This window comes from Brevundimonas sp. 2YAF1 (genome assembly GCF_052114745.1).
Lineage (GTDB): Bacteria > Pseudomonadota > Alphaproteobacteria > Caulobacterales > Caulobacteraceae > Brevundimonas.
Genome location: NZ_JBFRFI010000015.1, coordinates 1 through 19,902, shown reverse-complemented (window position 1 = coordinate 19,902; position 19,902 = coordinate 1). Strand labels below are relative to the sequence as shown.

At 68.4% G+C, this 19,902-nt stretch carries 20 protein-coding genes, 1 tRNA gene and 1 pseudogene; 13 read left to right on the top strand and 9 right to left on the bottom strand.

The genetic code is table 11. The annotated features are described in order from the left end of the window. Window positions 1-257: 257 nt before the first annotated feature. The 3 genes from AB4Y68_RS14230 to AB4Y68_RS14220 all read left to right on the top strand — a co-directional run bounded on the left by AB4Y68_RS14230 (window position 258) and on the right by AB4Y68_RS14220 (window position 2,414). On the top strand, window positions 258-497 hold the full coding sequence (locus tag AB4Y68_RS14230) for a DUF3297 family protein (RefSeq protein ID WP_441456412.1): 240 nt from the start codon (window positions 258-260) through the stop codon (window positions 495-497). A 273-nt stretch (window positions 498-770) separates the two neighbouring features. Continuing rightward, a complete protein-coding gene (locus tag AB4Y68_RS14225; protein WP_441456411.1) occupies window positions 771-2,204 on the top strand; it encodes a M20/M25/M40 family metallo-hydrolase in 1,434 nt (477 codons plus the stop codon). Window positions 2,205-2,329: 125 nt separating this feature from the next. Continuing rightward, a tRNA-Leu gene (locus AB4Y68_RS14220) sits at window positions 2,330-2,414 on the top strand. Between the two features lie 7 nt (window positions 2,415-2,421). On the opposite strand, the gene AB4Y68_RS14215 is transcribed toward AB4Y68_RS14220, so the two are convergent. Further along, window positions 2,422-3,120, bottom strand: coding sequence for a VIT1/CCC1 transporter family protein (locus AB4Y68_RS14215; RefSeq protein ID WP_441456410.1), 699 nt, complete (start codon window positions 3,118-3,120; stop codon window positions 2,422-2,424). Window positions 3,121-3,240: 120 nt separating this feature from the next. On the opposite strand from AB4Y68_RS14215, the gene AB4Y68_RS14210 reads away from it, so the two are divergent. The 4 genes from AB4Y68_RS14210 to AB4Y68_RS14195 all read left to right on the top strand — a co-directional run bounded on the left by AB4Y68_RS14210 (window position 3,241) and on the right by AB4Y68_RS14195 (window position 7,756). Then, entirely contained in the window at window positions 3,241-4,935 is a 1,695-nt protein-coding gene (locus tag AB4Y68_RS14210; RefSeq protein ID WP_441456409.1) for an alkaline phosphatase family protein, read from the top strand. Window positions 4,936-5,067: 132 nt separating this feature from the next. Next, on the top strand, window positions 5,068-6,534 hold the full coding sequence (gene pyk / locus AB4Y68_RS14205; protein ID WP_441456408.1) for a pyruvate kinase: 1,467 nt from the start codon (window positions 5,068-5,070) through the stop codon (window positions 6,532-6,534). Between the two features lie 9 nt (window positions 6,535-6,543). Further along, window positions 6,544-7,584 carry a DNA adenine methylase gene (locus AB4Y68_RS14200; protein WP_441456407.1) on the top strand — a complete coding sequence of 347 codons (1,041 nt, stop codon included), beginning with the start codon at window positions 6,544-6,546 and terminating at the stop codon, window positions 7,582-7,584. A 37-nt stretch (window positions 7,585-7,621) separates the two neighbouring features. Continuing rightward, window positions 7,622-7,756 (top strand): hypothetical protein, encoded by a 135-nt coding sequence (locus tag AB4Y68_RS14195; protein WP_441456406.1) that lies wholly within the window; start codon window positions 7,622-7,624, stop codon window positions 7,754-7,756. Between the two features lie 134 nt (window positions 7,757-7,890). On the opposite strand, the gene AB4Y68_RS14190 is transcribed toward AB4Y68_RS14195, so the two are convergent. Beyond that, window positions 7,891-8,547, bottom strand: a complete 657-nt coding sequence (locus tag AB4Y68_RS14190; protein ID WP_441456405.1) for a ribonuclease HII — start codon at window positions 8,545-8,547, stop codon at window positions 7,891-7,893. A gap of 130 nt (window positions 8,548-8,677) precedes the next feature. On the opposite strand from AB4Y68_RS14190, the gene AB4Y68_RS14185 reads away from it, so the two are divergent. Continuing rightward, entirely contained in the window at window positions 8,678-9,658 is a 981-nt protein-coding gene (locus AB4Y68_RS14185) for an alpha/beta fold hydrolase (protein ID WP_441456404.1), read from the top strand. Here AB4Y68_RS14185 and AB4Y68_RS14180 read toward each other — a convergent pair. The 3 genes from AB4Y68_RS14180 to AB4Y68_RS14170 form a co-directional block, all read right to left on the bottom strand. Further along, the gene (locus tag AB4Y68_RS14180; RefSeq protein ID WP_441456403.1) at window positions 9,597-10,196 is read right to left on the bottom strand and encodes a DNA-3-methyladenine glycosylase I; all 600 of its coding nucleotides are present in this window, start codon (window positions 10,194-10,196) and stop codon (window positions 9,597-9,599) included. The two genes, AB4Y68_RS14185 and AB4Y68_RS14180, sit on opposite strands and share 62 nt — an antisense overlap. Before the next feature lie 283 nt (window positions 10,197-10,479). Continuing rightward, entirely contained in the window at window positions 10,480-11,271 is a 792-nt protein-coding gene (gene ygfZ / locus AB4Y68_RS14175; protein WP_441456402.1) for a CAF17-like 4Fe-4S cluster assembly/insertion protein YgfZ, read from the bottom strand. Between the two features lie 206 nt (window positions 11,272-11,477). Then, window positions 11,478-12,023, bottom strand: a complete 546-nt coding sequence (locus tag AB4Y68_RS14170) for a hypothetical protein (RefSeq protein WP_441456401.1) — start codon at window positions 12,021-12,023, stop codon at window positions 11,478-11,480. A 149-nt stretch (window positions 12,024-12,172) separates the two neighbouring features. Between AB4Y68_RS14170 and AB4Y68_RS14165 the strand changes: the two genes are divergently transcribed. The 4 genes from AB4Y68_RS14165 (at window position 12,173) to AB4Y68_RS14150 (ending at window position 16,296) form a co-directional block, all read left to right on the top strand. Further along, window positions 12,173-12,967 carry an SDR family NAD(P)-dependent oxidoreductase gene (locus tag AB4Y68_RS14165; protein ID WP_441456400.1) on the top strand — a complete coding sequence of 265 codons (795 nt, stop codon included), beginning with the start codon at window positions 12,173-12,175 and terminating at the stop codon, window positions 12,965-12,967. Between the two features lie 77 nt (window positions 12,968-13,044). Further along, window positions 13,045-14,001, top strand: coding sequence for a glycosyltransferase family 9 protein (locus AB4Y68_RS14160; protein WP_441456399.1), 957 nt, complete (start codon window positions 13,045-13,047; stop codon window positions 13,999-14,001). A 211-nt stretch (window positions 14,002-14,212) separates the two neighbouring features. Continuing rightward, window positions 14,213-15,550: a dihydroorotase gene (locus tag AB4Y68_RS14155; protein ID WP_441456398.1), complete on the top strand. Its 1,338-nt coding sequence runs from the start codon at window positions 14,213-14,215 to the stop codon at window positions 15,548-15,550. After that, complete coding sequence (locus tag AB4Y68_RS14150) at window positions 15,547-16,296, top strand: prephenate dehydrogenase/arogenate dehydrogenase family protein (RefSeq protein WP_441456397.1); 750 nt, start codon at window positions 15,547-15,549, stop codon at window positions 16,294-16,296. The genes AB4Y68_RS14155 and AB4Y68_RS14150 overlap by 4 nt, the downstream gene beginning before the upstream one ends. 160 nt (window positions 16,297-16,456) lie before the next feature. Here the strand turns inward: AB4Y68_RS14150 and AB4Y68_RS14145 are convergent, their stop codons facing one another. From AB4Y68_RS14145 to AB4Y68_RS14135, 3 genes are read right to left on the bottom strand one after another with little or no spacing between them, the layout of a single operon-like run. Continuing rightward, complete coding sequence (locus tag AB4Y68_RS14145; protein ID WP_441456396.1) at window positions 16,457-17,374, bottom strand: alpha/beta hydrolase; 918 nt, start codon at window positions 17,372-17,374, stop codon at window positions 16,457-16,459. 31 nt (window positions 17,375-17,405) lie between these two features. Further along, window positions 17,406-18,089, bottom strand: a complete 684-nt coding sequence (locus AB4Y68_RS14140; RefSeq protein WP_441456395.1) for an SdpI family protein — start codon at window positions 18,087-18,089, stop codon at window positions 17,406-17,408. Beyond that, window positions 18,086-18,370: a metalloregulator ArsR/SmtB family transcription factor gene (locus AB4Y68_RS14135; RefSeq protein WP_441456394.1), complete on the bottom strand. Its 285-nt coding sequence runs from the start codon at window positions 18,368-18,370 to the stop codon at window positions 18,086-18,088. The genes AB4Y68_RS14140 and AB4Y68_RS14135 overlap by 4 nt, the downstream gene beginning before the upstream one ends. A 304-nt stretch (window positions 18,371-18,674) precedes the next feature. Here AB4Y68_RS14135 and AB4Y68_RS14130 point away from each other — a divergent pair, with 304 nt between their 5' ends. Continuing rightward, window positions 18,675-19,148: an SDR family NAD(P)-dependent oxidoreductase gene (locus AB4Y68_RS14130; protein WP_441456393.1), complete on the top strand. Its 474-nt coding sequence runs from the start codon at window positions 18,675-18,677 to the stop codon at window positions 19,146-19,148. A gap of 614 nt (window positions 19,149-19,762) precedes the next feature. Here AB4Y68_RS14130 and AB4Y68_RS14125 read toward each other — a convergent pair. After that, window positions 19,763-19,902 (bottom strand): annotated as a pseudogene (locus tag AB4Y68_RS14125) (IS30 family transposase); the annotation flags it as partial.

Genomic DNA, 19,902 nt, shown 5'->3' with positions numbered 1-19,902 from the left:
ACCCCGCACCTCGCCCCGCCGCGCGTCCGGCCCAACGCCCGGCCGCCCGTCCGGCGGCCAAGACCGCCGCGCCCGCGCCCGCCGCCGCCCCCGCCGAAGCCGGTCCGCGCGCCTATACGCCGCCCGCCGCAGACGCCCCGCAACCGGCCGCGGCGCGCCAATCGGTTCAGTAGCAACGGCGCGCCGAAGAAAGGCGCGGTTGGCATCCCGGCCGCGCGCCGCTATTCAGCGCGCTTCGATTTTCGCGAGACCATGCCATGTCCGACGTCCTGCCTGACCGCCTTTCGGTCGATCCCGACAGCCCCTTCCACGACGCCGACCTGCTGGCGCGCGGCATCGGCATCCTGTTCAAGGGCGAGGAAAAGACCAACGTCGAGGAATACTGCGTCTCGGAAGGCTGGGTCCGTCTGGCCGTTGGCAACCGCGTCGATCGTCGCGGCAAGGCCCTGACCGTCAAGCTGCAAGGTCCGGTCGAGCCCTTCCTCAAGGGCGAGTGAATTCTACCGAGGCGGGGATGCTGTTCGTCGGCTCCCTCTCTCCGTCATCCCCGGGCTTGTCCCGGGGATCCAGACACTCGCCGGCGTCCCGTGGTTCGCGCCGCGCCCAAGGTTTCAGAGGCTGCGTTTCTGGATTCTCGGCACAAGGCCGAGAATGACGAATAGAATGTGCGGCCGCGTCAGTTCCCCGTCCCTTCGGCAAAAGCTGAGGCTTTCGGTCGCAGGCTTCGCCCGCTAGGGTCGCGCCTCATTTCTGAGTCTGGGAGGCGCTCTATGTCGTTCAACGCCCGTCTGATGGCCGCCAGCGCATTGGCGCTGGGCCTTATCTCCACCCCTGTTCTGGCCCAGGACGCCAAGACCGTTCGCGCCGCCGAACAGGTGCGCGATCAGGCGCTGCAGGCGAACATCGCCCTCGACTACGTCACCCAGATCACCACCCGCTTCGGCCCGCGCCCGGCGGGCTCGCACGCTGAACAGGCGGCCGCCGATTGGGCCGCCGACTATATGCGCGCCCACGGCTTCCAGAACGTCCGCATCGAACAGTTCCCTCTGGTCGGCTGGGAGCGGGGCGAGGAGAGCGCCGAACTGCTGGGCGCGCGCCCGCAGCGTCTGGTCGTCGCCGCCCTGGGCCATTCGTTGCCCACGCCCGCCAAAGGCATCGAGGCCGACATCGTCTTCTTCGATGGACTGGACGCCTTGCTGGCCGCGCCGGTCGGTTCGCTGACCGGCAAGATCGCCGTGGTCGACGGCGGCCAGATGGTGCGGATGCAGGACGGCTCGGGCTACGGCTCCCTGTCGCGCATTCGCGGCAACGGGCCGACCGAGGCGGCCAAGCGCGGCGCCCTGGCCTTCGTCATGCGCTCGGCCGGTTCGGACGAACATCGCATGCCGCACACCGGCACCACCCGCTATGTCGAAGGCAAGGTGCCGCTGCCGGCCTTCGCGCTGAGCGCGCCGGACGCCGATCAGATCGCGCGGCTGGTGAAGATGGGCGAGCCGGTGCGGCTGCGCCTGAAATCCACCGCCCATACCTATGAGACGCGCAGCCAGAACGTGATCGGCGACATCGTCGGGGCGACCCGGCCGGACGAGATCATCGTCCTGGGTTCGCACATGGACAGCTGGGATCTGGGCACCGGGGCCATCGACGACGCGGCGGGCGGCGCCATTACCCTGGCCGCGGCCAAGCTGATCGCCGAACAGGGCCGTCCGGCCCGCACCGTGCGCGTGGTCCTCTATGGATCGGAAGAGGTGGCCCAGCCGACCGACACCGGCAACGGCGGCGGCGCCTATCTGCGCAACATCGGCGCGGGCGTGGAAAAGCACATCGTCGCGGGTGAAAGCGACTTCGGCGCCGACCGCGTCTATGCCCTGGGCCTTCCGCCCGGCGCTCAGAACTCGGACTTCGCCAAGATCGCCGCGCGGGTGCTGCGTCCGCTGGGCGTCCTGCCGTCGAACGTGCCGGAACTGCATGGCGGCGTGGATATCGGCCCGTTGGCAGGCGCTGGGGTGCCGGTCTTCGGCCTGTCGCAGGACGGGACGCGCTACTTCGACCTGCACCACACGGCTGACGACACCCTGGACAAGATCGACCCGGCGCAGATGACCCAGAACGTCGCCGCCTGGGCCGCCCTGGTGCGCCTGATCGCTGATTCCGACGTGGATTTCCGGGCCATGCGCCCCGCCTCGCCTGAGGCGACGCACTAGAGCGAAATCGGTTGAGTTGGACGCAGTCCAACTCGGCTTAGATTTCGCTCCAGGATGATGCTGGACCATTTTTTGAATTCAGGTCGATTCGACCTGAAACAAAAATGGTCTAGGGGAGCAAGACCGCGAGCGTGGCGAAACTGGTAGACGCAGCAGACTTAAAATCTGCCGACTTCGGTCTTGCGGGTTCGACCCCCGCCGCTCGCACCACCATCCGTCAGGCGGCGATCCCGAACAGGGCGCCGATCCCGGCCGTGACCGCCAGGGCCACGGCGCCCCAGAAGACCACGCGCACCACCGGCCTCAGCTTGGCCGCGCCGCCCGCCTTGGCGCCCAGCGCGCCGAGCAGGGCGAGGAAGATCAGCGTCGCCGCCGCCACGACAGGCGAGATCCAGCCGGTCGGCGTCAGCGCCAACGCGATCAGGGGCAGGGCGGCGCCGATGGCGAAGGTCGCGGCCGAGGTCAGGGCCGCCTGAATCGGCCGGGCGGTAGTGATCTCGGATATGCCCAGTTCGTCGCGGGCGTGGGTTCCCAGAGCGTCGTGCGCCATCATCTGCTCGGCGACCTGGCGGGCCAGGTCCGGCGTCAGCCCGCGCCCGACATAGATGGCGGTCAGTTCGCGGCGTTCGGCCTCGGGATCGGCGGCCAGTTCGGCGGTCTCGCGGGCGATGTCGGCCTTTTCCGTATCGGACTGCGAACTGACCGAGACATATTCGCCCGCCGCCATCGACATGGCCCCGGCGACCAGGCCGGCCACGCCCGCGACCAGGATGGCGGACTTGGGCGAGCCCGCCGCCGCCACGCCGACGATCAGGCTGGCGGTCGAGACGATGCCGTCGTTGGCCCCCAGCACCGCGGCGCGCATCCAGCCGATCCGGCTGACCAGATGGGTTTCTTCGTGAATCGCGCGGCTCATGCGGGGGCTCCCTAACGGTAGCTTGAGCGTATCATCCTTGGCGTCGAGGCGCATCGTCTTGGCGCCGTCATGTCCGGGGGGTAGTCACGCCGGGCTCGTTTCAATCTTCCCGGTGTCCCCATGATTCTCCGCCGCGTTCTGGCCCCGACCCTGGCGCTCGTCCTTCTGGCCGGCGCAGCCCTTCCGGCCATGGCGCAGCAGGCGGCCCAGCCCGCCGCTAGCGCCGCTTCGGCCGAGCGGGCCGCGCCCGCCCTGGTCGTGACCATCGTGGTCGATCAGTTGAGCGCCAACCTGTTCAACCAGTATCGCGGTCAGTTCACCGGCGGGCTGAAGACCCTGGCCGATCAGGGCATGGTGTCGATCAACGGCTATCAGACTCATGGCGTGACCGTGACCTGCGCCGGGCACTCCACCGTCCTGACCGGCGCCCATCCGGCGCGCAGCGGCATCCCCGCGAACGACTGGATCGACACCGCGACGGGTCAGGAGACCTATTGCCTGGCTGCGCCGCAGAACACGCTGGCGCACGGCAAAAACACCGACAACGGCCCGGTCGGCCCTGATATGCTGAAGGCCTCGACCCTGGGTGACTGGTTGAAGGCGGTCAGCCCCCGGAGCCGCGTCTTCGGCATCTCCGGCAAGGATCGCGGCGCCATCAACCTGGCCGGTCACAAGGGCGACGGCGCCTTCTGGATGACCGAGGGTTTCGGCTTCACCACCTACGTCGAGCCGGGACAGTCGGCGAAGGCCAAGCTGGCTCCGGTGGCGGCGCTGAACGCGCGGATGATCGACCGCTTCAGCCGGAATGCGCCCGCCTGGACTTATCAGCACGACGCCTGCCGTCGTCTGGAAGGCCAGTGGGTCATCGGCGGCCAGACCTTCAACTCGACCCTGCCGCCGGCGGACGTGAGCATCGAGGGCACGCCCGTCCTCGATGAACTGACGCTGGAGGGGGCCGCCGAACTGCTGGACAATCAGCAGTTGGGGCGTCGCGGCGTCACCGACATGCTGGGCGTCAGCCTGTCGGCCACCGACCGCATCGGCCACGGCTATGGCACTCAGGGGCCGGAGATGTGCGAGCAGATGCTGCGCCTCGACGCGGCGCTGGGCGTCTTCCTCGACAAGTTGGCGACCATTCCTGGCGGGGTGGTCGTGGTCCTGACCGCCGACCACGGCGGGTCGGACTTTCCCGAGCGCACCTCGGTCGAGGGCTATCCCGCCGCGGGCCGCGTGGACCGCGCCCTGTTGCCGCGCGTCAATGAGGCGCTGAAGGCGCGCTTCAACCTTGACGCCAATCCGCTGGTCTCGTCGGCGGGCGGGCTGATCGTGGTCGGCGCGGATAGGAAGTCGCTGGCCGAGCCGCTGCGCAGCCAGGTGCTGGCCGCCGCCGTCGAACTGCTCAAGGGCGAGCCCCAGGTGGCGCTGGCTGTTTCGCGCGACGAACTTCTGGCCGAGCCCATCCCCGCCTCGGACAACCCCGAGGAGTTGAGCCTGCGCCAGCGGCTGCGTCTGTCGGCGGTGGCCGGGCGCTCGCCCGACATCCTGCGCGCCTATCAACCGGGCCTGACCGGCCCGGGCCGGATCGGCGACGCCATCTCCAGCCACGGTTCGCCGTGGGACTATGACCGCCGCGTGCCGATCATCTTCTGGTGGCCGGGCGCGAATGGTCAGGAGCGGTTCCTGCCGATGCGCACGATCGACATCGCCCCGACCCTGGCCCACCTGATCGGGGTCAAGCTGACGGACGAAATCGACGGCCGCTGCATGGACCTGCCGCAGTTCGCCGCGGGGCGTTGCGACGCTCCGAAGCCGTAACTTCGTGTTTCGCGGTTCATAAACTCGTGTTTCGGGCCGGGGGCGTGGTCTTACGTCCCCGGCGTTTCATTGGCACAAGGGTTCAAAGCCTCTGAAACGAGGCGACGGCCCCTAGAGCCACGAGGAAACACAATGAACAGAGCCCGCCGCGCGCGCATCGTCGCGACCCTGGGGCCCGCGAGCCGTGCGCCCGCGACCGTCAAGGCGCTGGCCCAGGCCGGGGTGGATGTCTTCCGCCTGAACTTCAGCCATGGCTCGCACGAGGACCACGCCGCCGCCTTCAAGGCCGTGCGCGGCGCCGAGCTGGCGCTGAAACGCCCGCTGGGCATCCTGGCCGACCTGCAGGGACCCAAGCTGCGGTTGGGCCGGTTCGCCGACGTCGAGATCGCCATCAAGCCGGGCCACAAGATGAGGTTCGACCTGAACCCGGCGCTGGGCGACGAGACGCGGGTGCAGATGCCGCACCCGGAAATCTTCAAGGCCCTGCGCACCGGCATGCTGCTGCTGATCGACGACGGGCGCATCCGCCTGCGGGTCGGCGAGCGCAGCGACGAATGGGCCGACGTCACGGTCGAGAGCGGCTCCAAGCTGTCGGACCGCAAGGGCGTGGCCGTGCCCGAGGCCGTCATTCCCGTCTCGGCCCTGACGCCCAAGGACCGCGAGGACCTGGCCTTTGCGCTGCGCCTCGGCGTCGACTGGGTGGCCCTCAGCTTCGTGCAGCAGGCCGAGGACATGGCCGAGCTGAAGCGGATCGTGAACGGTCGCGCGGCCTGCATGGCCAAGATTGAGAAGCCCCAGGCGCTGAACGATCTGGAGAGCATTCTCGACTACTGCGACGGCGTCATGGTCGCGCGCGGCGATCTGGGCGTCGAGATGGAGCCGGAAGAAGTGCCGGTCGCGCAGAAGAAGATCCTGCGCGCCGCCCGCCAGCGCGGCGTGCCCGCCATCGTCGCGACGCAGATGCTGGAATCCATGACCAGTTCGCCGGCCCCGACGCGGGCCGAGGCGTCCGACGTGGCCAACGCCGTCTATGAAGGCGCCGACGCCCTGATGCTGTCGGCGGAGACGGCCTCGGGCGACTATCCGATGGAGGCGGTGCAGATCATGAACCGCATCATGGAACGGGTGGAGCGCGACCCCCTGTGGCCGGGCCTGATGGACGCCGAGCACGCGGGCATGGACATCCACGACGTCGACGCCCTGGTGGCGGCGGCGCGCAAGGCGGCGGAGGCGGCCTCGACCGCCTGCATGGTGGTCTTCACCACCCTGGGCGGCACGGCGCGGCGGATGTCGCGCGAGCGGCCCTTGCAGCCCGTCCTGGCCCTGACGCCCAAGGCCGAGACGGCGCGCCGTCTGTCGCTGGTCTGGGGGCTGGAGCCGCGACTGGGCGAACAGCCGACCTCGCTGGAAGGCCTGACCGACGACGCGGTCGAAAGCGCCATGATCTATGGCCTGGCCGAGCCGGGTCAGCGCATCCTGATCCTGGCCGGAACGCCTTTCGGCGCGCCGGGGGCCGCTAATCTGTTGCGTCTGGCCCATGCTCCGGCCCATGCTTACGGTGACGCTGGACGAGGAGCAAAACGCTCCCGCAGGACCTGACGGGGATCAATGATCAAATACATCGGCTCAAAGCGCGCGCTTCTGGGCCATGTGACAGGCGCCGTACGCGCCGTCCTGCCGGACGGCGGGACGGTCTGCGACCTGTTTTCCGGCTCGGCCCGCGTCGGTCATGCGCTGAAGGGACAGGGGTTCCGCGTCTGGTCCAACGACCACAACGCCTATGCCCACACGCTTGCGACGACCTATGTCCAGGCCGACCGTGAACGCTGGGCGGCGCAGGCCGAAACCATCCTGGCCGAACTGCGGACGCTGGCGCCGCAGGCCGGCTGGTTCACCAAGGCCTTCTGCGAGGACGCCCGCTTCTTCCACCCCGATAACGGCGCTCGCATCGACGCCATGCGCACTCGCATTGAGACGATGGGGCTGGAGCCCGAACTGAAGGCCGTGGTTCTGGTCGCCCTGATGGAGGCGGCGGACCGTGTCGATTCCACCGCCGGGCTGCAGATGGCCTATATGAAGCAGTGGGCGCCGCGGGCGCTGAAGCCGCTGGAGCTGCGGCTGCCGGACCTGCGGCCCGGCGTGGCGGCGGGGCCGTGCAAGGCGACGCAAGGGGACGCGGTGGCGATCGCCGATCAGGTCGAGGCCGACCTCGTCTATCTGGACCCGCCCTACAACCAGCATTCCTATCTGGCCAACTACCACTGCTGGGAAAGCTTGATCCTGTGGGACAAGCCCGAGACCTATGGCATCGCCAACAAGCGGGTGGACGTGAAGACCCGCAAGAGCCCGTTCAACAGCCGCCCCGGCATCGGCCCGGCGTTGCAGTCCGTGGTCGAGCGGCTGAAGACGCCGAACCTGATCGTCAGCTTCAACGATGAAGGTTATCTGTCGCGCGACGATCTGACTTCCATGCTGTCGGCGCGCGGCCATGTTCAGGTGGTCGAGATCGCGCGGCCCCGCTACGTCGGCGCCCGGATCGGCATCCACAATCTGAAGGGGGAAAAGGTCGGCTCCGTCGGGCGGCTGCGCAATGTGGAGCACCTGTTTGTGGTGACTCAGGAACCGATCGACCTGCCCGTCGCCGCCTGAGCCGGAACATTCCTGCGCCGTCGGGGTTATCGGCGGCATGAGTATGCCTGCCCATCGTCCGCCTTCCCATCACCGGACTTCGACCGGTCTTCCCAACTGGGCGATCATTCTGGCGGTGATCGCGGTCGTTCTGGTCCTGGGCCTGCTGGTGGGCGGCGCTCTGGGCGTCTAGGCGCCTTCCCATTTCGTCATCCCGGAAGCGGCGCAGCCGCTTTATGGGGCTGCTAGAGACGTGGGGGGGGCGTGTGCGGCGGTCCCGGCTCTTCGCCTCGCTCCGCGAAACTTCGGCCGGGACGACGGTCGCTTTTAAACTTCTGCCAACAAGGCCTTGATCGGGCTCCAGCCGCGGCGATGCGCTGGGCAGGGGCCGAGGGTTTTCAGGGCCTGTTGATGGATGGGGGCGTTGTAGCCCTTGTGGCTGGCGAAGCCGTAGCCGGGATATTGTCCGTCCAGGTCGATCATCAGCCGGTCGCGCGCCGTCTTGGCCAGGATGGAGGCCGCCGCGATGGACAGGGACAGGCCGTCGCCGCCGACCACGGTGGTCACCGCGCAGGGCAGTTTGAAGCGATAGTTGCCGTCCACCAGCGCTACGGCGGGCGGGACGCCCAGGCCCTCGACCGCGCGGCGCATGGCCAGGCCGGTGGCGTGCAGGATGTTCAGCTCCTCGATCTCTTCCACCGTAGCGAAGCCGACGCACCAGGCCAGGGCGCGGGCCTTGATCTCGACCTCCAGCGCGGCGCGGCGCTTTTCGGTCAGGGCCTTGGAGTCGTCGATGCCCGGGGGCAGGTCGTCGGGGTTCAGGATCACCGCCGCCGCCGAGACCGGCCCGGCCCAGGGACCACGCCCCGCCTCGTCCACGCCGCAGACATGACCGCCTGAAGCCGCCTCGCGCGCCAGGGCTTCCAGCGCCAGCGTCGGGAAGGCGCGGACGATCTTGGCGGCGGCGGGCTTAGGCGGGCTCATCGCGCGTCAGTGCCACGAACCTCCGCGTGACGGAAGCCGGTCTGCTCGCCCATGGACGGCAAAGCTTGTGGCGCATAGGCTCGTCTCAGCCCAGAAGCGACACAGGACTGATGCAGTGATTAGACCTCTCTTGCTGTCGTTCATTTTGCTGAGTTCTTCGGCCACCATGGCCCAGGCCCAGACGACTTCTGCGGCGACCGTCACGCCCCAGCGTGTCGAAATATCCGATGGCCGACATCTCGCCTTCTATTGCGTGGGGGCAGGGTCGCCGACGGTCATATTCGATTCCGGCCTCGGTGCGGGGGCACAGGCCTGGTCGCGGGTCCAGCCTGAAGTTGGCGAAACGACGCGGGCCTGCGCCTTCGACCGCCCCGGCTATGGGGCCAGCGACGAAGGCCCGGCCCCGCGGGACGCGACCCGTATCGTCGGCGATCTGAAAGCAGGACTGAAGGTCGCCGGCATCGCTGGCCCCTATGTCCTCGTCGGTCATTCGATGGGCGGCTACGACATGCGGCTGTTCGCCAATCTTCATCCGGAGGAGGTCGTCGGCATGGTGCTGGTCGATCCCAGCATCGACGGCAACGAGGCGCCGCTGCGCGCCGTGTCCCCCGCCTTCGTCAAGGCCATGGCCGAATTCCACGCCACCGCCGGGAAATGTATCCGGGCCGCTGCGGAAGGCCAGATGACGCCGGAACATCCCATCTATGCCGAATGTGGTTCGCCGCCGCTGGACAGCCCCATGGCGAGCGGCGCGCTGGCTCGGACGGCGCTGTCGGAACAGCTGAGCATGGACGACAGTTCCCGCCAGGTTCTGGCGAGCGAACCCGCGTCCAGCGCCCTGCCGCTGATCGTGCTGACGGCGGGCGGGCAAAACGGACCCGAAACGGGGATGGCGGAAGCGGAGCGGATGGCGCTGTCGGCGGTGACCCGCGAGAACCACGCCGCCATCGCTGCGCGGTCATCGGCGGGGACGCATCGGGTGGTGGAGGGCGCGCCTCATATGATCCAGATGGCCAAGCCGGACGCGGTCGTGGGCGCTATCCTTGAAGTTATGGGGCGCCCATCGCGCGAACCTGAGCATGACGGAAGCAAGTCGTCTGGTGGTCGTTGACCATGCCGACGGCCTGCATGAAGGCGTAGACGATCACCGGACCGCAGAATTTGAAGCCGCGCACCTTCAGCGCCTTGGCCATGGCCACGCTCTCCGGCGTCTGGGTCGGGGCCTCGCGGAAGTCGGTCCACTGGTTCACCTGCGGTTGGCCGTCGACGAAGGACCAGAGCCAGGCTGAGAAGTCTTCGCCGTTGTCCCTCATGTCCAGCCACAGGCGGGCGCCATTGATGGCGGCGTCGATCTTGGCGCCCGAGCGGATTATGCGGGGGTCGGCCAGCAGCCGCCCTCTATCCGCCTCGCCGTAGCGGGCGACAATCTCGGGATCGAAGCCGTCGAAGGCGTCGCGCATCCCCTCGCGCTTTCTCAGGATGGTGATCCAGGCCAGGCCGGCCTGAAACCCGTCCAGAACCAGCTTCTCCCATAGGGCGCGGGGGTCGTACTCGGGCACGCCCCATTCCTCGTCGTGATAGGCGATGTAGAGCGGGTCGGTCGTGCCGCACCAGCCGCAGCGGCCGTCAGCTTTCTCGGATTCGGTCATGGCTCGATGTTGCTGGAACGTTCTGTTCAAGCAAGGGGGAAACGGCGTTCCCCGCTCGCCAGCCCTGTCATCCCGGAAGAGGCGCAGCCGCTATCCGGGACCGCAAGAAACACCGACGGTCATCGTGTTGGGCGGTCCCGGCTCTCCGCCTCGCTTCGCAAAGGCTCCGGCCGGGATGACGAGAGCGGGGCAGGGGGCTGGGCGGCTTCATCGAGGGCGCGCCACGGCGGCGGTCGTCTTGGTTGCGGCGTTCATGACAAGCAGATTTGCCGTATTTCTCAAATTAGCCTTGAAATTCAGGGAGCCAGGCGGGCCGTTCGACAGTCACGGGACGCCCTTCGACGGTCAATTCGCCCTCCAGACGGTCCAGCCGCAGCAGGGCGATGGCGCGCCCCTCGGTCCCGGTCATGACCTCGCCGGCGCGAAGCTCGCCGTTCAGCACCTCGGCGCCGCGCGCTGGGGCGGGGCCGTCGAAGACGATGGCCATCATGCGGTTCTTGATCGTGCCGCGCCGCTTCATGCGCGAGGTCGTCTCCTGACCGATGAAGCAGCCCTTGTGGAAGTCGATGCCGTTCAGCAGGTCGAAGTCCGCTTCGATCGGATAGGTCTTGTCGGTCAGCGAGTCCGCCGTCGGATCCGGCACGCCCAAGGCCAGCCGGTGGGCCTGCCAGTCGGCCTCGGTCGCATTCGTCTCGCACTGATCGCCCCAGCGGCGGCCGCCCAGCGCAGGCAGGCGGGGATCGGGGACGAAGCCTTCGGGGGTTTCCTGCCAGGCGACGAAGACGGCGTCGGGAATGGGCATGACCTCGACGTTGGAGCGCAGCCGATACATCGACAGCCGCTGGACCAGGGCGTCGCGACGCTCGGCGGCGACGTCCAGCACCACGCCGTTCTCCTCGCCCCACAGGAACAGGTCGAACAGCAGCCGGCCGGGCGGGGACAGCAGGGCGCCGAAGCGCAGGTCTCCAGGTTTGAGCGTCTCCACGTCCTGCGTCAGCAGGTTGTGCAGGAAGGGGCGGGCGTCAGGGCCGGTGACGCGGATCAGGGCGCGGCTGTCGAGGCGAGCGATGGACATGCGGCCAAGATAGGGAGGGGGAGGCGGTTGCGACAGCCCTTCTCCCCTTGAGGGAGAAGGTGGGCGCCGGAGGCGCTCGGATGAGGGGTGTGAGCGCGGTGTTCAGGAGGGGAGGCTGGACGGCGAGGTCAGGGTTTCAACCGTGCTGCCGACACCCCTCATCCGTCAGGCTTCGCCTGCCATCTTCTCCCTCAAGGGGAGAAGGATCACACCACCGCATACCGCGCCGTGACGCCGTCCGGTTGGAAGTCGTGCTGATCCAGCCGGTCCAGCGAGGCCACGACGCGGGCGACGAAGTCCTGAGGGTCGCCCTCCTCGATGGCGGGGCGCAGCCAGTCGGTGACGACGGCCCGGGCCGGATAGGTCCCGACCGGGCCGGGGACGCTGAGGGCCACCTCGATCCCCTCGGCGATCCAGCCGGCGACCGTGGCGAAGAAGTCCATCCCGGCCAGGAAGTCCGAGCGGCGCACGACGTAGAGGGTGATCTCGCCGCGCTCGACGCCGTCCGGCCGCACGATGACGCCGCTGCGGTCCGGCCGCCAGTCGTCCGACAGTTCGACCGCGCGCCACAGGCAGAACCAGATGCGGCAGGTCTGGGGCCTGATTTCATGCACTGAACAGCCCGCCCCATCGACGCAATAGCCGCACAACTCCCCCGTCGGCTTGGCCAGTTCGGGCAGGTTCAGCGGGATCACGCGGCAACACTCGACGCAGCCGCCGCAGGTCCGGTCAGGCAGAAGGGGAAGGCTCATGGACGGGGTTTAGCGCAGAGGGGGCGGAAATGCGCCTCCGAAGCGCTCATCGCCGGGCGCCGCCCTTCAAAACCGTAACAGAGACACTAGCTATTGCGCCGCAGCGCCGTTTCGAATGTCCGCGCCCGGCAAAGTTCAAGGAGAAGCCGATGAAGATCGACCTGGAAGGCAAGACCGCCCTGGTCACGGGGGCCAGCGCCGGGATCGGTCTGGCCATCGCCACAGGACTGGCCCGGGCGGGGGCCGCGGTCACCATCGTCGGCCGCGAGGCGGTGCGCCTGGACGAGGCGGCGGCGCAAATCCGCTTGGCGTCCGGCCGAACCGACGTCGGCGCCGTGGTCGCCGATCCCGGCACGGCCGAAGGCTGCGCCGCGATCATCGCCGCTTGTCCCGAGGTCGACATGCTCATCAACAATGTCGGCATCTACGGCGCGCGCCCCTTCTTCGACATCGACGACGACGCCTGGCTGGAAATCTATCAGGTGAACGTGATGAGCGGCGTGCGTCTGTCGCGGCACTACGCCAAGGGCATGCAGGCGCGTGGATGGGGGCGTATCCAGTTCATCTCCAGCGAGTCCGCGCTGAACATCCCGACGGAGATGGTCCACTACGGCGTCAGCAAGGCGGCGCTGCAGGGCGTCTCGCGCGGTCTGGCCAAGGTGCTGGCCGGCAGCGGAGTCACCGTCAACACCATCCTGCCGGGGCCGACGCGCACCGCCGGGGCCGAGGCGATGATGGCCGATCTGGCCGCCAAGCGAGGGATCGACGCGGCCCAGATGGAAGGCGTCTTCCTGGCCGAAAACCGGCCTTCGTCCCTGCTGGGGCGCTTCGCCACGCCGGAAGAGGTGGCCAACCTGTCGGTTTACGCCGCCTCGCCGCAGGCCAGCGCGACGACGGGGGCGGCCCTGCGCGTCGAGGGCGGGATCGTGGAAAGCATCGCCTGATCGTCCCGTCCGGCGCCGTTGTGGTCTAGGGGCGCATCTACGCTGAATTCCGTAGAGAATCCCTCTAGGGTCGGTTCATGCATGGGCGTTTCCCGATCCTCTATATCGCCGAGGCGGACGCTGAAGAGGCGGTCCTCTCGTCGGGGACGCTCGCCCATCTGGTCGAGGCCATCCCGCACGCCACCTTCACCGTCGTCGGTTCGCCGGCCAGCGCGCCGCTGTTTGCGGACACGCCGCGGCTGGAGCGGCTGATCGTTCTGGACCGCGACGGGCGCTGGGACTGGATCGCCCTGTGGAACCAGGTGCGCGAGACGCACTGGGGGCTGGTGGTCGACATGCGCGGCTCGACCCTGTCGGGCAAGCTGCGGCGTCAGAAGCGCGCGGTGCGGGGCAAGCCGCAGCCGGGCGTGCATCTGGTCGAGCAGGCGGCGAGCGTGCTGCAGCTGGACGAGATTCCGGCGCCCAAGCTGTTCGTCGGGCGCGACACCCAGGAAGCCGCCGACGCCCTGATCCCGCCGGGCGAGGGACCGATCCTGGCCATCGGGCCGGGCGTGGACTGGGTCGGCAAGCGCTGGCCGGCCGAGCGTTACGCCAAGGTGGCGGGGCCGCTGCTGGCCGACGACGGGCCGCTGGCGGGCGGGCGGCTGATGATCGTCGGCGAGGACATCGACCGGGATTCCGCCCACACCATCCGCTTCGCCGTGGCGCGCCATCGGGTCATCGAACTGCAAGGCAAGCTGACGCGGCTGCAGACGGTGGCGGCGCTTTCGCGGGCCAGCTTCTATCTGGGCGCGGACTCGCTGTGGACCCAGTTGGCCGTGGCGGCGGGCGTGCCGGCGGTGGGCGTGTTCGGCCCCTCGGACGAGACCCTGCGGCGTCCCTGGACCGGCGCCGCGGTGCGCGGTCCGCGCAGCCTGCAGGAGTTCACCGACATGGACCCGCGCCTGAACCAGCACATCCAGCACATGATGGACCTGCCCTATGAGCGGGTGCTGAAGGCGTCGAGGAAGCTGCTGGCGCAACTGGCGGATTAGTTCGCGAGCCCCTGAATTCGTCATTCTCGGGCTTGTCCCGAGAATCCAGACACGCGCCGGTGTGGAGTCGAGGCGTCGCGCGTTCCCTTTCGGCGTCGCGCGTCTGGATCCCCGGCACAGGGCCGGGGATGACGATGGAGAGGGCAGCCTCTCGGGCTTGTCCCCGGCCGGCGACAGCGCGCATAAGCGCTCGACCTCAGGAGATGCGCCAATGACCCAAACCTATGACCTGATCGTGCGGGGCGGCGAGGTGGCCAACCACGCCGGGCGCGGCAAGGCGGACGTCGGCGTCATCGACGGGCGCATCGCCTTCATCGGCGACCTGAGCCAGGCGTCTGCGGGCGAGGTGTTCGACGCGACGGGCCTGACGGTCCTGCCCGGCGTCATCGACACCCAGGTTCACTTCCGCGAGCCCGGTCTGGAATGGAAGGAAGACCTGGAGACGGGCAGCCGCGCGGCGGCCCTGGGCGGCGTGGTCGCTGTGTTCGAGATGCCGAACACCAATCCCAACACGACCGATCCCGACACCCTGGCCGACAAGCTGGTGCGAGCCAGGGACCGGATGTGGACCGACCACGCCTTCTACGTCGGCGGCACGCACGAGAACGCCGAGCATCTGGGCGAGCTGGAGCGCCTGCCGGGCTGCTGCGGGGTCAAGGTCTTCATGGGCGCCTCGACCGGCGACCTGCTGATCGCCGACGACGAGGGGGTGAGAAAGGTCCTGTCGAACGTGCGCCGCCGCGCCACCTTCCACTCCGAAGACGAATACCGACTGGTCGAGCGCCGCAGCCTGGCCCGCACCGGCGACTGGACCAGCCACCCCGAGGTGCGCGACGCCGAGAGCGCCATCATGTCCACCCGCCGTCTGGTCGGGCTGGCCAAGGAAACCGGCGCGCGCATCCACGTCCTGCACGTCACGACGCGCGACGAGATGGAGTTCCTGCGCTTCCACAAGGATGTCGCCACCGTCGAGATCACGCCCCAGCACCTGACGCTGGTCGCGCCTGAAGCCTATCAGCGGCTGGGCGCCTATGCCCAGATGAACCCGCCGATCCGGTCGCAGGAGCACGTCGACGCCCTGTGGCTGTGGGGGATGCAACAGGGGGTGGCCGACGTCCTGGGCTCGGACCACGCGCCGCACACCAAGGAAGAAAAGTCCAAGCCCTATCCGGCCTCGCCGTCGGGGATGCCGGGGGTGCAGACTCTGGTGCCGCTGATGCTGACCCATGTGGCTGAGGGCCGTCTGTCGCTGGAACGCTTCATCGACCTGACCTCGGGCGGGGCGCAGCGGGTGTTCGGCACGGCCAACAAGGGGCGGATGGCGGTCAGCTATGACGCCGATCTCACGATCGTCGATTTGAAGGCGAAGAAGACCATCACCCATGGCCAGCAGGCCAGCCGCTGCGGCTGGACCCCCTTCGACGGCTTCGAGACGACGGGCTGGCCGGTGGCCACCATCGTGCGCGGCCGGGTGGTGATGAAGGACGGCGAACTGATCGGTCAGGCGCATGGCCGCCCGGTGCGGTTCCAGGAGACCTTGGCGGGGTGAGCGACGCGAAGTCTCAACTCGGGCTGCCCAAGCTTGGCCTGATAGGCTTCGGCGCCTTCGGGCGGCTGACGGCGCGGCATCTGTCGCCCTGGTTCGACATCCTCGCCTACGACCCGGCGGCGAACGACGGCGAGGGGTTGGCGCGGCTGACGACGCTGGCGGAGGCCGCCGCCTGTCCGGTGGTGGTGCTGGCCGTGCCGGTCGGGGTTCTGGAGGAAACGGTCGCGGCCATGGCACCGCATGTGACGCCGGGCGCCCTGATCCTCGACGTCGGCTCGGTGAAGGTGAAGCCGGCCAAGGTGATGCTGGACGGCCTGCCCGAGGGTGTCCGAATCGTCGGCACTCATCCCCTGTTCGGCCCCCAGAGCGGCAAGGACGGCATTCCGGGTCTGCGCATCGCCGTCTGTCCGGTGCGCGGCGACAAGGCGGCGTGGCACGTGGCCGCCTTCTGCCGCAAGGCGCTGGGCCTGAAGGTCTTCGTCGTCACGCCGGAGGATCACGACCGCGAGGCGGCGACGGTGCAGGGCCTGACCCATTTGATCGCCAAGGTGCTGATGGCCATGGAGCCGCTGCCGACGCGGATGACCACGACCAGTTTCGAGCGGGTCATGCAGGGGGTGGATATGGTCCGCCACGACAGCGCGGCGGTGTTCCGCGCCATCGAACACGACAACCCCTATGCCGCCGAGGTGCGCCGGCGGTTCTTCGACCTGGCGGAGCAGGCAAGGGCGGAGCTGGAGGGGTAGTCCTCTGCCTTCTCCCCTTGCGGGAGAAGGTGGCAGGCGAAGCCTGACGGATGAGGGGTCTCTCAGAGGCCGGGTGAAGGGCTGCTACTTGCCGTCGCGAAACCCCTCATCCGACCCGCTGGCGCGGGCCACCTTCTCCCTCAAGGGGAGAAGGGAGAGCTTACTTCAGCACGAAATCCGCCACCGCCTCGACCACGCCGGGCGCAAGCGGCAGGGCCGGGTCCACATAGGTCGCCATATTGGCCGCGCGGTCGGCGGGCGCGGTTTTCAGCACATGGTTGACGCCGTCCCAGACGACGAGCTCGGCGCGGGGCTGGGCCGCCTTGATCGCCTCGGCGTCGGCGACTGAAACCTGAATGTCGGTGGTTCCCTGGCCGACGAAGACGGGACCGTTGTAGGCGGCGGCCAGCCTGGCCGGGTCCAGCGCCAGCCACGAAATCAGGTAGGGCTGGACCGAGGGGCGGAACAGGGCGGCCAGTTCGGCGGGCGGATCGGCCACGGTGCGGCTGGCCTCCAATTCGGCGAGGGCGTCATAGGCGCGGGTTTTCAGCGGCTCGGGCAGGGGCGCCAGTTGTTCGCGCAGCACCACGCCCGCGGGGCGCCCGGCGCCCGACAGCAGCACCAGGCCGCAGACCTTGTCGTCGCCGTTCTCGACGGCCGCCAGGGCGACGAGCGCGCCCTCGCTGTGGCCGATCAGCCAGACGCAGGGGCGGCCCGTCTTCGCCGCCGCCTCGGCGGCCCAGGCGCGGGCGTCGTCGGCATAGGTGTTGAAGCGCAGGTCGGCCTCGGCGGGGCCGGCTGCCGCGCTCTCGCCGAGGCCGCGCTTGTCGATGCGGAGGGTGGCGACGCCGCGCTCGGCCAGACCCTCCGCCAGCAGCTGATAGGAGGCGGCCCGAAGGCCGAGTTGCGGGCTGTTCCCGTCGCGGTCGGTCGGGCCGGAGCCGGGCAGGATGACGGCGGCGGTGCGCGTCTGGCCCTCGGGCCTCAGCAAGGTTCCGTGCAGGGGCGCAGGGCTGGATGCCAGTTCGACGGGCGTCGAAACCGGCGAGAGCAGAAGGGCGGCGGCGAGGGTCAGCATGGTCGTCTCCGTCGTGTGGGTTGGGTAGAGATCAGAAGGGTTGGCGGTCGGGATCGGTGCGCCAGACGCGCCAGCTTTCGAAAGCGGACCAGAGCGCGGCGATCAGGACGGCGGCGATCACCCCCTGCATCCCCAGCGGCTGGGGAACGAAGGGCGACAGGAGGATGGCCGCCAGGCCGATCAGGCAGAACAGACGGCCGGCCAGCCGATTGGAGCGGTCCCAGGCGAGGCGGCTCTTATGGCTCCACGGCGTACGCACGCCGATGCCGACATTGGGCCCGACCCGACCGAGGAAGGCGCCGATCAGCAGGAAGAGCAGGCCCATCCCCGCCATGTGGAAGTTGACGGGCGCGGTGGTCAGGGTGCCGCCCAGCGAGGTGGCCAGCATCAATACCGACGCGCCGCCGATCGCCAGCAGCGCCACCAACTGACCCATGATCAGGCCGCGCCGTCGCGCCGGATCTTCGGCCTTGTGGGCATAGAGGGCGCAGCCGCCGCAGGCCAAGGCGCCGACGCCCGCGATCAGAAGCAGGCTGGCGGCCAGCTCGCCGCGTCCGCCGAACCGGTCGGCGACGCCCTGGGCGTTGAAATGCAGGGGGATGGGGCCGGTCGGCCCGGCCAGGAAGACCCAGGCGGCGGCGCCGGCGATGGCCGCCGTCACCACGATGGAGGCGATGTCGATCAGGCTCAGGTCGGGTTTTCGGGCTGCGGTCATGGTTGCTCCTCCTCGTGGGTCTTGCCGGCGCCGGTCAGGTCCAGGAGGAAGGCCATGGCCTCCTCGACCGCCGAGATTTCCAGCCGGTAGCGGATCGACTGGCCGTCGCGCTCGGGGCTGACCAGACCGGCCTCCTTCAGCGCGTTCAGGTGGCCGGTGATGGTCGGCCAACTCATGTCGAAGGCGGCGGCGATGTCGCCGGACGCCAGCGGGCCCGCCCTCAGCATGGCGATGATGCGTCGCCGCACCGGGTGGGATAGGGCCTTGAACAGGGTGTTCATAGGGAATAGGCTAATTAGGAAGCGTCCTAAATGCAACCCGTGTTCGATGAAGGGGCCGCGTGTCTCCTTGACCGTTCATCCCGGCGGAGGTCGGGATCCAGACTAGGCAGCGCGCATCTTAGCTGCGAGCCGGGCATGGCGATGAGCTTGCAGCCAAAGCACTGGATCCCGGCGTCCGCCGGGATGAGCGGGGGGTAAGGGGGGCGCTTCTTGCGGTCTCGGATAAGGGCTGCGCCCTTTCCGGGATGACGGGGGAGGGCGGGCGGCCTATGGCTCGGCTTCGTTCTTCAGCGTGAGGCAGGCCATGGAAATCCGCGATCAGATCGTTCTCATCACCGGCGGCGCGCGCGGCGTGGGCGCGGCGGCAGCGCGGGCCTTCGCCGGGCAGGGCGCGCGGGTGGCAGTCAACTGGCGGGCCAGCGGGGCGCAGGCCGAGGCCCTGGCCGCCGAGCTGGGCGAGCGGGTCATCGCGGTCCAGGCCGACGTGACCGACCGGGCGGCGGTCGAGGCCATGGTGGCCCAGGCCGAGGCGCATTTCGGCGGTGCGATCAGCACCGTGGTCAACAACGCCCTCGACTACAGCTTCAACGGCGACGCGCGGGCGCAGATGACGGACATCGCCTGGGCGGCCATGGCGAGCCAGTTCTCGACCGTGATCCACGGGGCGCTGAACGTCATCCAGGCGACGGCGCCCGGCATGACGGCGCAGAGCTTCGGCCGGGTGGTCAACATCGGCACCAACCTGTTTCAGAATAGTGTTGCTGTTCAACCGATTTAATCGGAGCGTCGAGGAGGGGCGTTGCGTCCGAACATCATGCGCGATTGGCTATGTCCGCTTTCGGAACCGAAGCCTATTTCCGCTACCGACCCGTAGCGGAACTTCACAAAGCGCGCTTCGCGTGCCTTCGCCATTCAAGAGTTGTCAGTGGTCGCTCTTTTCTGGCCGCGATTTGACGCAAATCTCGAAGGCGCCCCATAGGGCGAACGGAGAGCAAAAGCAGAAGGTGAGTATTACCGAAAGGAGTATGGCCTTTTGGTTGCTCGGCGGAATGAGCGACATTGCAAATATGGATGTCACCGCAGGCCCGAAAAACAAAATTAGCCACCAACCATTCTTGCCTCTTGCCCTAAGTCGTTGATCGAGAAGTATCAGGACATACGCGAAAAACAGAACTCCAAATGCCAGTGACAGGACTTCGGAGGCGGCTTTTGGCAACAGCCTGAAATAGTCCGCCAGCCATAAGGCTAGGACACCGATGCTAGCCCCGATCGCGAGTCTTGGCCCTGTGAGAGACTTTAAAAAAGGCGCGCGCATTAGTTCTCCCGATCTAGGGACTGATCCTAGCCTGAGCCCAAGTAGTAGCGGGATGGTGTCCGCTTTCCACGGTGGGCTCAACTGATCGCTGCAACACACGCAGCGAAGGTCTCCGCTGGCGTCCGATAGAGCAAGGTCTTTCTTGGCCGTTCGTTGAGCTGGCGTGCGATGGCGCTGAGCTGGGCCTGGCTGTGGAGGGACAGGTCGGTTCCGTGGG

Bases quoted from the DNA above. Each gene is read 5' to 3' on its own strand.
- AB4Y68_RS14230 (WP_441456412.1), top strand. From the start codon at position 258: ATGTCCGACGTCCTGCCTGACCGCCTTTCGGTCGATCCCGACAGCCCC.
- AB4Y68_RS14225 (WP_441456411.1), top strand. From the start codon at position 771: ATGTCGTTCAACGCCCGTCTGATGGCCGCCAGCGCATTGGCGCTGGGC.
- AB4Y68_RS14215 (WP_441456410.1), bottom strand. From the start codon at position 3,120: ATGAGCCGCGCGATTCACGAAGAAACCCATCTGGTCAGCCGGATCGGC.
- AB4Y68_RS14210 (WP_441456409.1), top strand. From the start codon at position 3,241: ATGATTCTCCGCCGCGTTCTGGCCCCGACCCTGGCGCTCGTCCTTCTG.
- pyk (WP_441456408.1), top strand. From the start codon at position 5,068: ATGAACAGAGCCCGCCGCGCGCGCATCGTCGCGACCCTGGGGCCCGCG.
- AB4Y68_RS14200 (WP_441456407.1), top strand. From the start codon at position 6,544: ATGATCAAATACATCGGCTCAAAGCGCGCGCTTCTGGGCCATGTGACA.
- AB4Y68_RS14195 (WP_441456406.1), top strand. From the start codon at position 7,622: ATGAGTATGCCTGCCCATCGTCCGCCTTCCCATCACCGGACTTCGACC.
- AB4Y68_RS14190 (WP_441456405.1), bottom strand. From the start codon at position 8,547: ATGAGCCCGCCTAAGCCCGCCGCCGCCAAGATCGTCCGCGCCTTCCCG.
- AB4Y68_RS14180 (WP_441456403.1), bottom strand. From the start codon at position 10,196: ATGACCGAATCCGAGAAAGCTGACGGCCGCTGCGGCTGGTGCGGCACG.
- ygfZ (WP_441456402.1), bottom strand. From the start codon at position 11,271: ATGTCCATCGCTCGCCTCGACAGCCGCGCCCTGATCCGCGTCACCGGC.
- AB4Y68_RS14170 (WP_441456401.1), bottom strand. From the start codon at position 12,023: ATGAGCCTTCCCCTTCTGCCTGACCGGACCTGCGGCGGCTGCGTCGAG.
- AB4Y68_RS14165 (WP_441456400.1), top strand. From the start codon at position 12,173: ATGAAGATCGACCTGGAAGGCAAGACCGCCCTGGTCACGGGGGCCAGC.
- AB4Y68_RS14160 (WP_441456399.1), top strand. From the start codon at position 13,045: ATGCATGGGCGTTTCCCGATCCTCTATATCGCCGAGGCGGACGCTGAA.
- AB4Y68_RS14155 (WP_441456398.1), top strand. From the start codon at position 14,213: ATGACCCAAACCTATGACCTGATCGTGCGGGGCGGCGAGGTGGCCAAC.
- AB4Y68_RS14145 (WP_441456396.1), bottom strand. From the start codon at position 17,374: ATGCTGACCCTCGCCGCCGCCCTTCTGCTCTCGCCGGTTTCGACGCCC.
- AB4Y68_RS14140 (WP_441456395.1), bottom strand. From the start codon at position 18,089: ATGACCGCAGCCCGAAAACCCGACCTGAGCCTGATCGACATCGCCTCC.
- AB4Y68_RS14135 (WP_441456394.1), bottom strand. From the start codon at position 18,370: ATGAACACCCTGTTCAAGGCCCTATCCCACCCGGTGCGGCGACGCATC.
- AB4Y68_RS14130 (WP_441456393.1), top strand. From the start codon at position 18,675: ATGGAAATCCGCGATCAGATCGTTCTCATCACCGGCGGCGCGCGCGGC.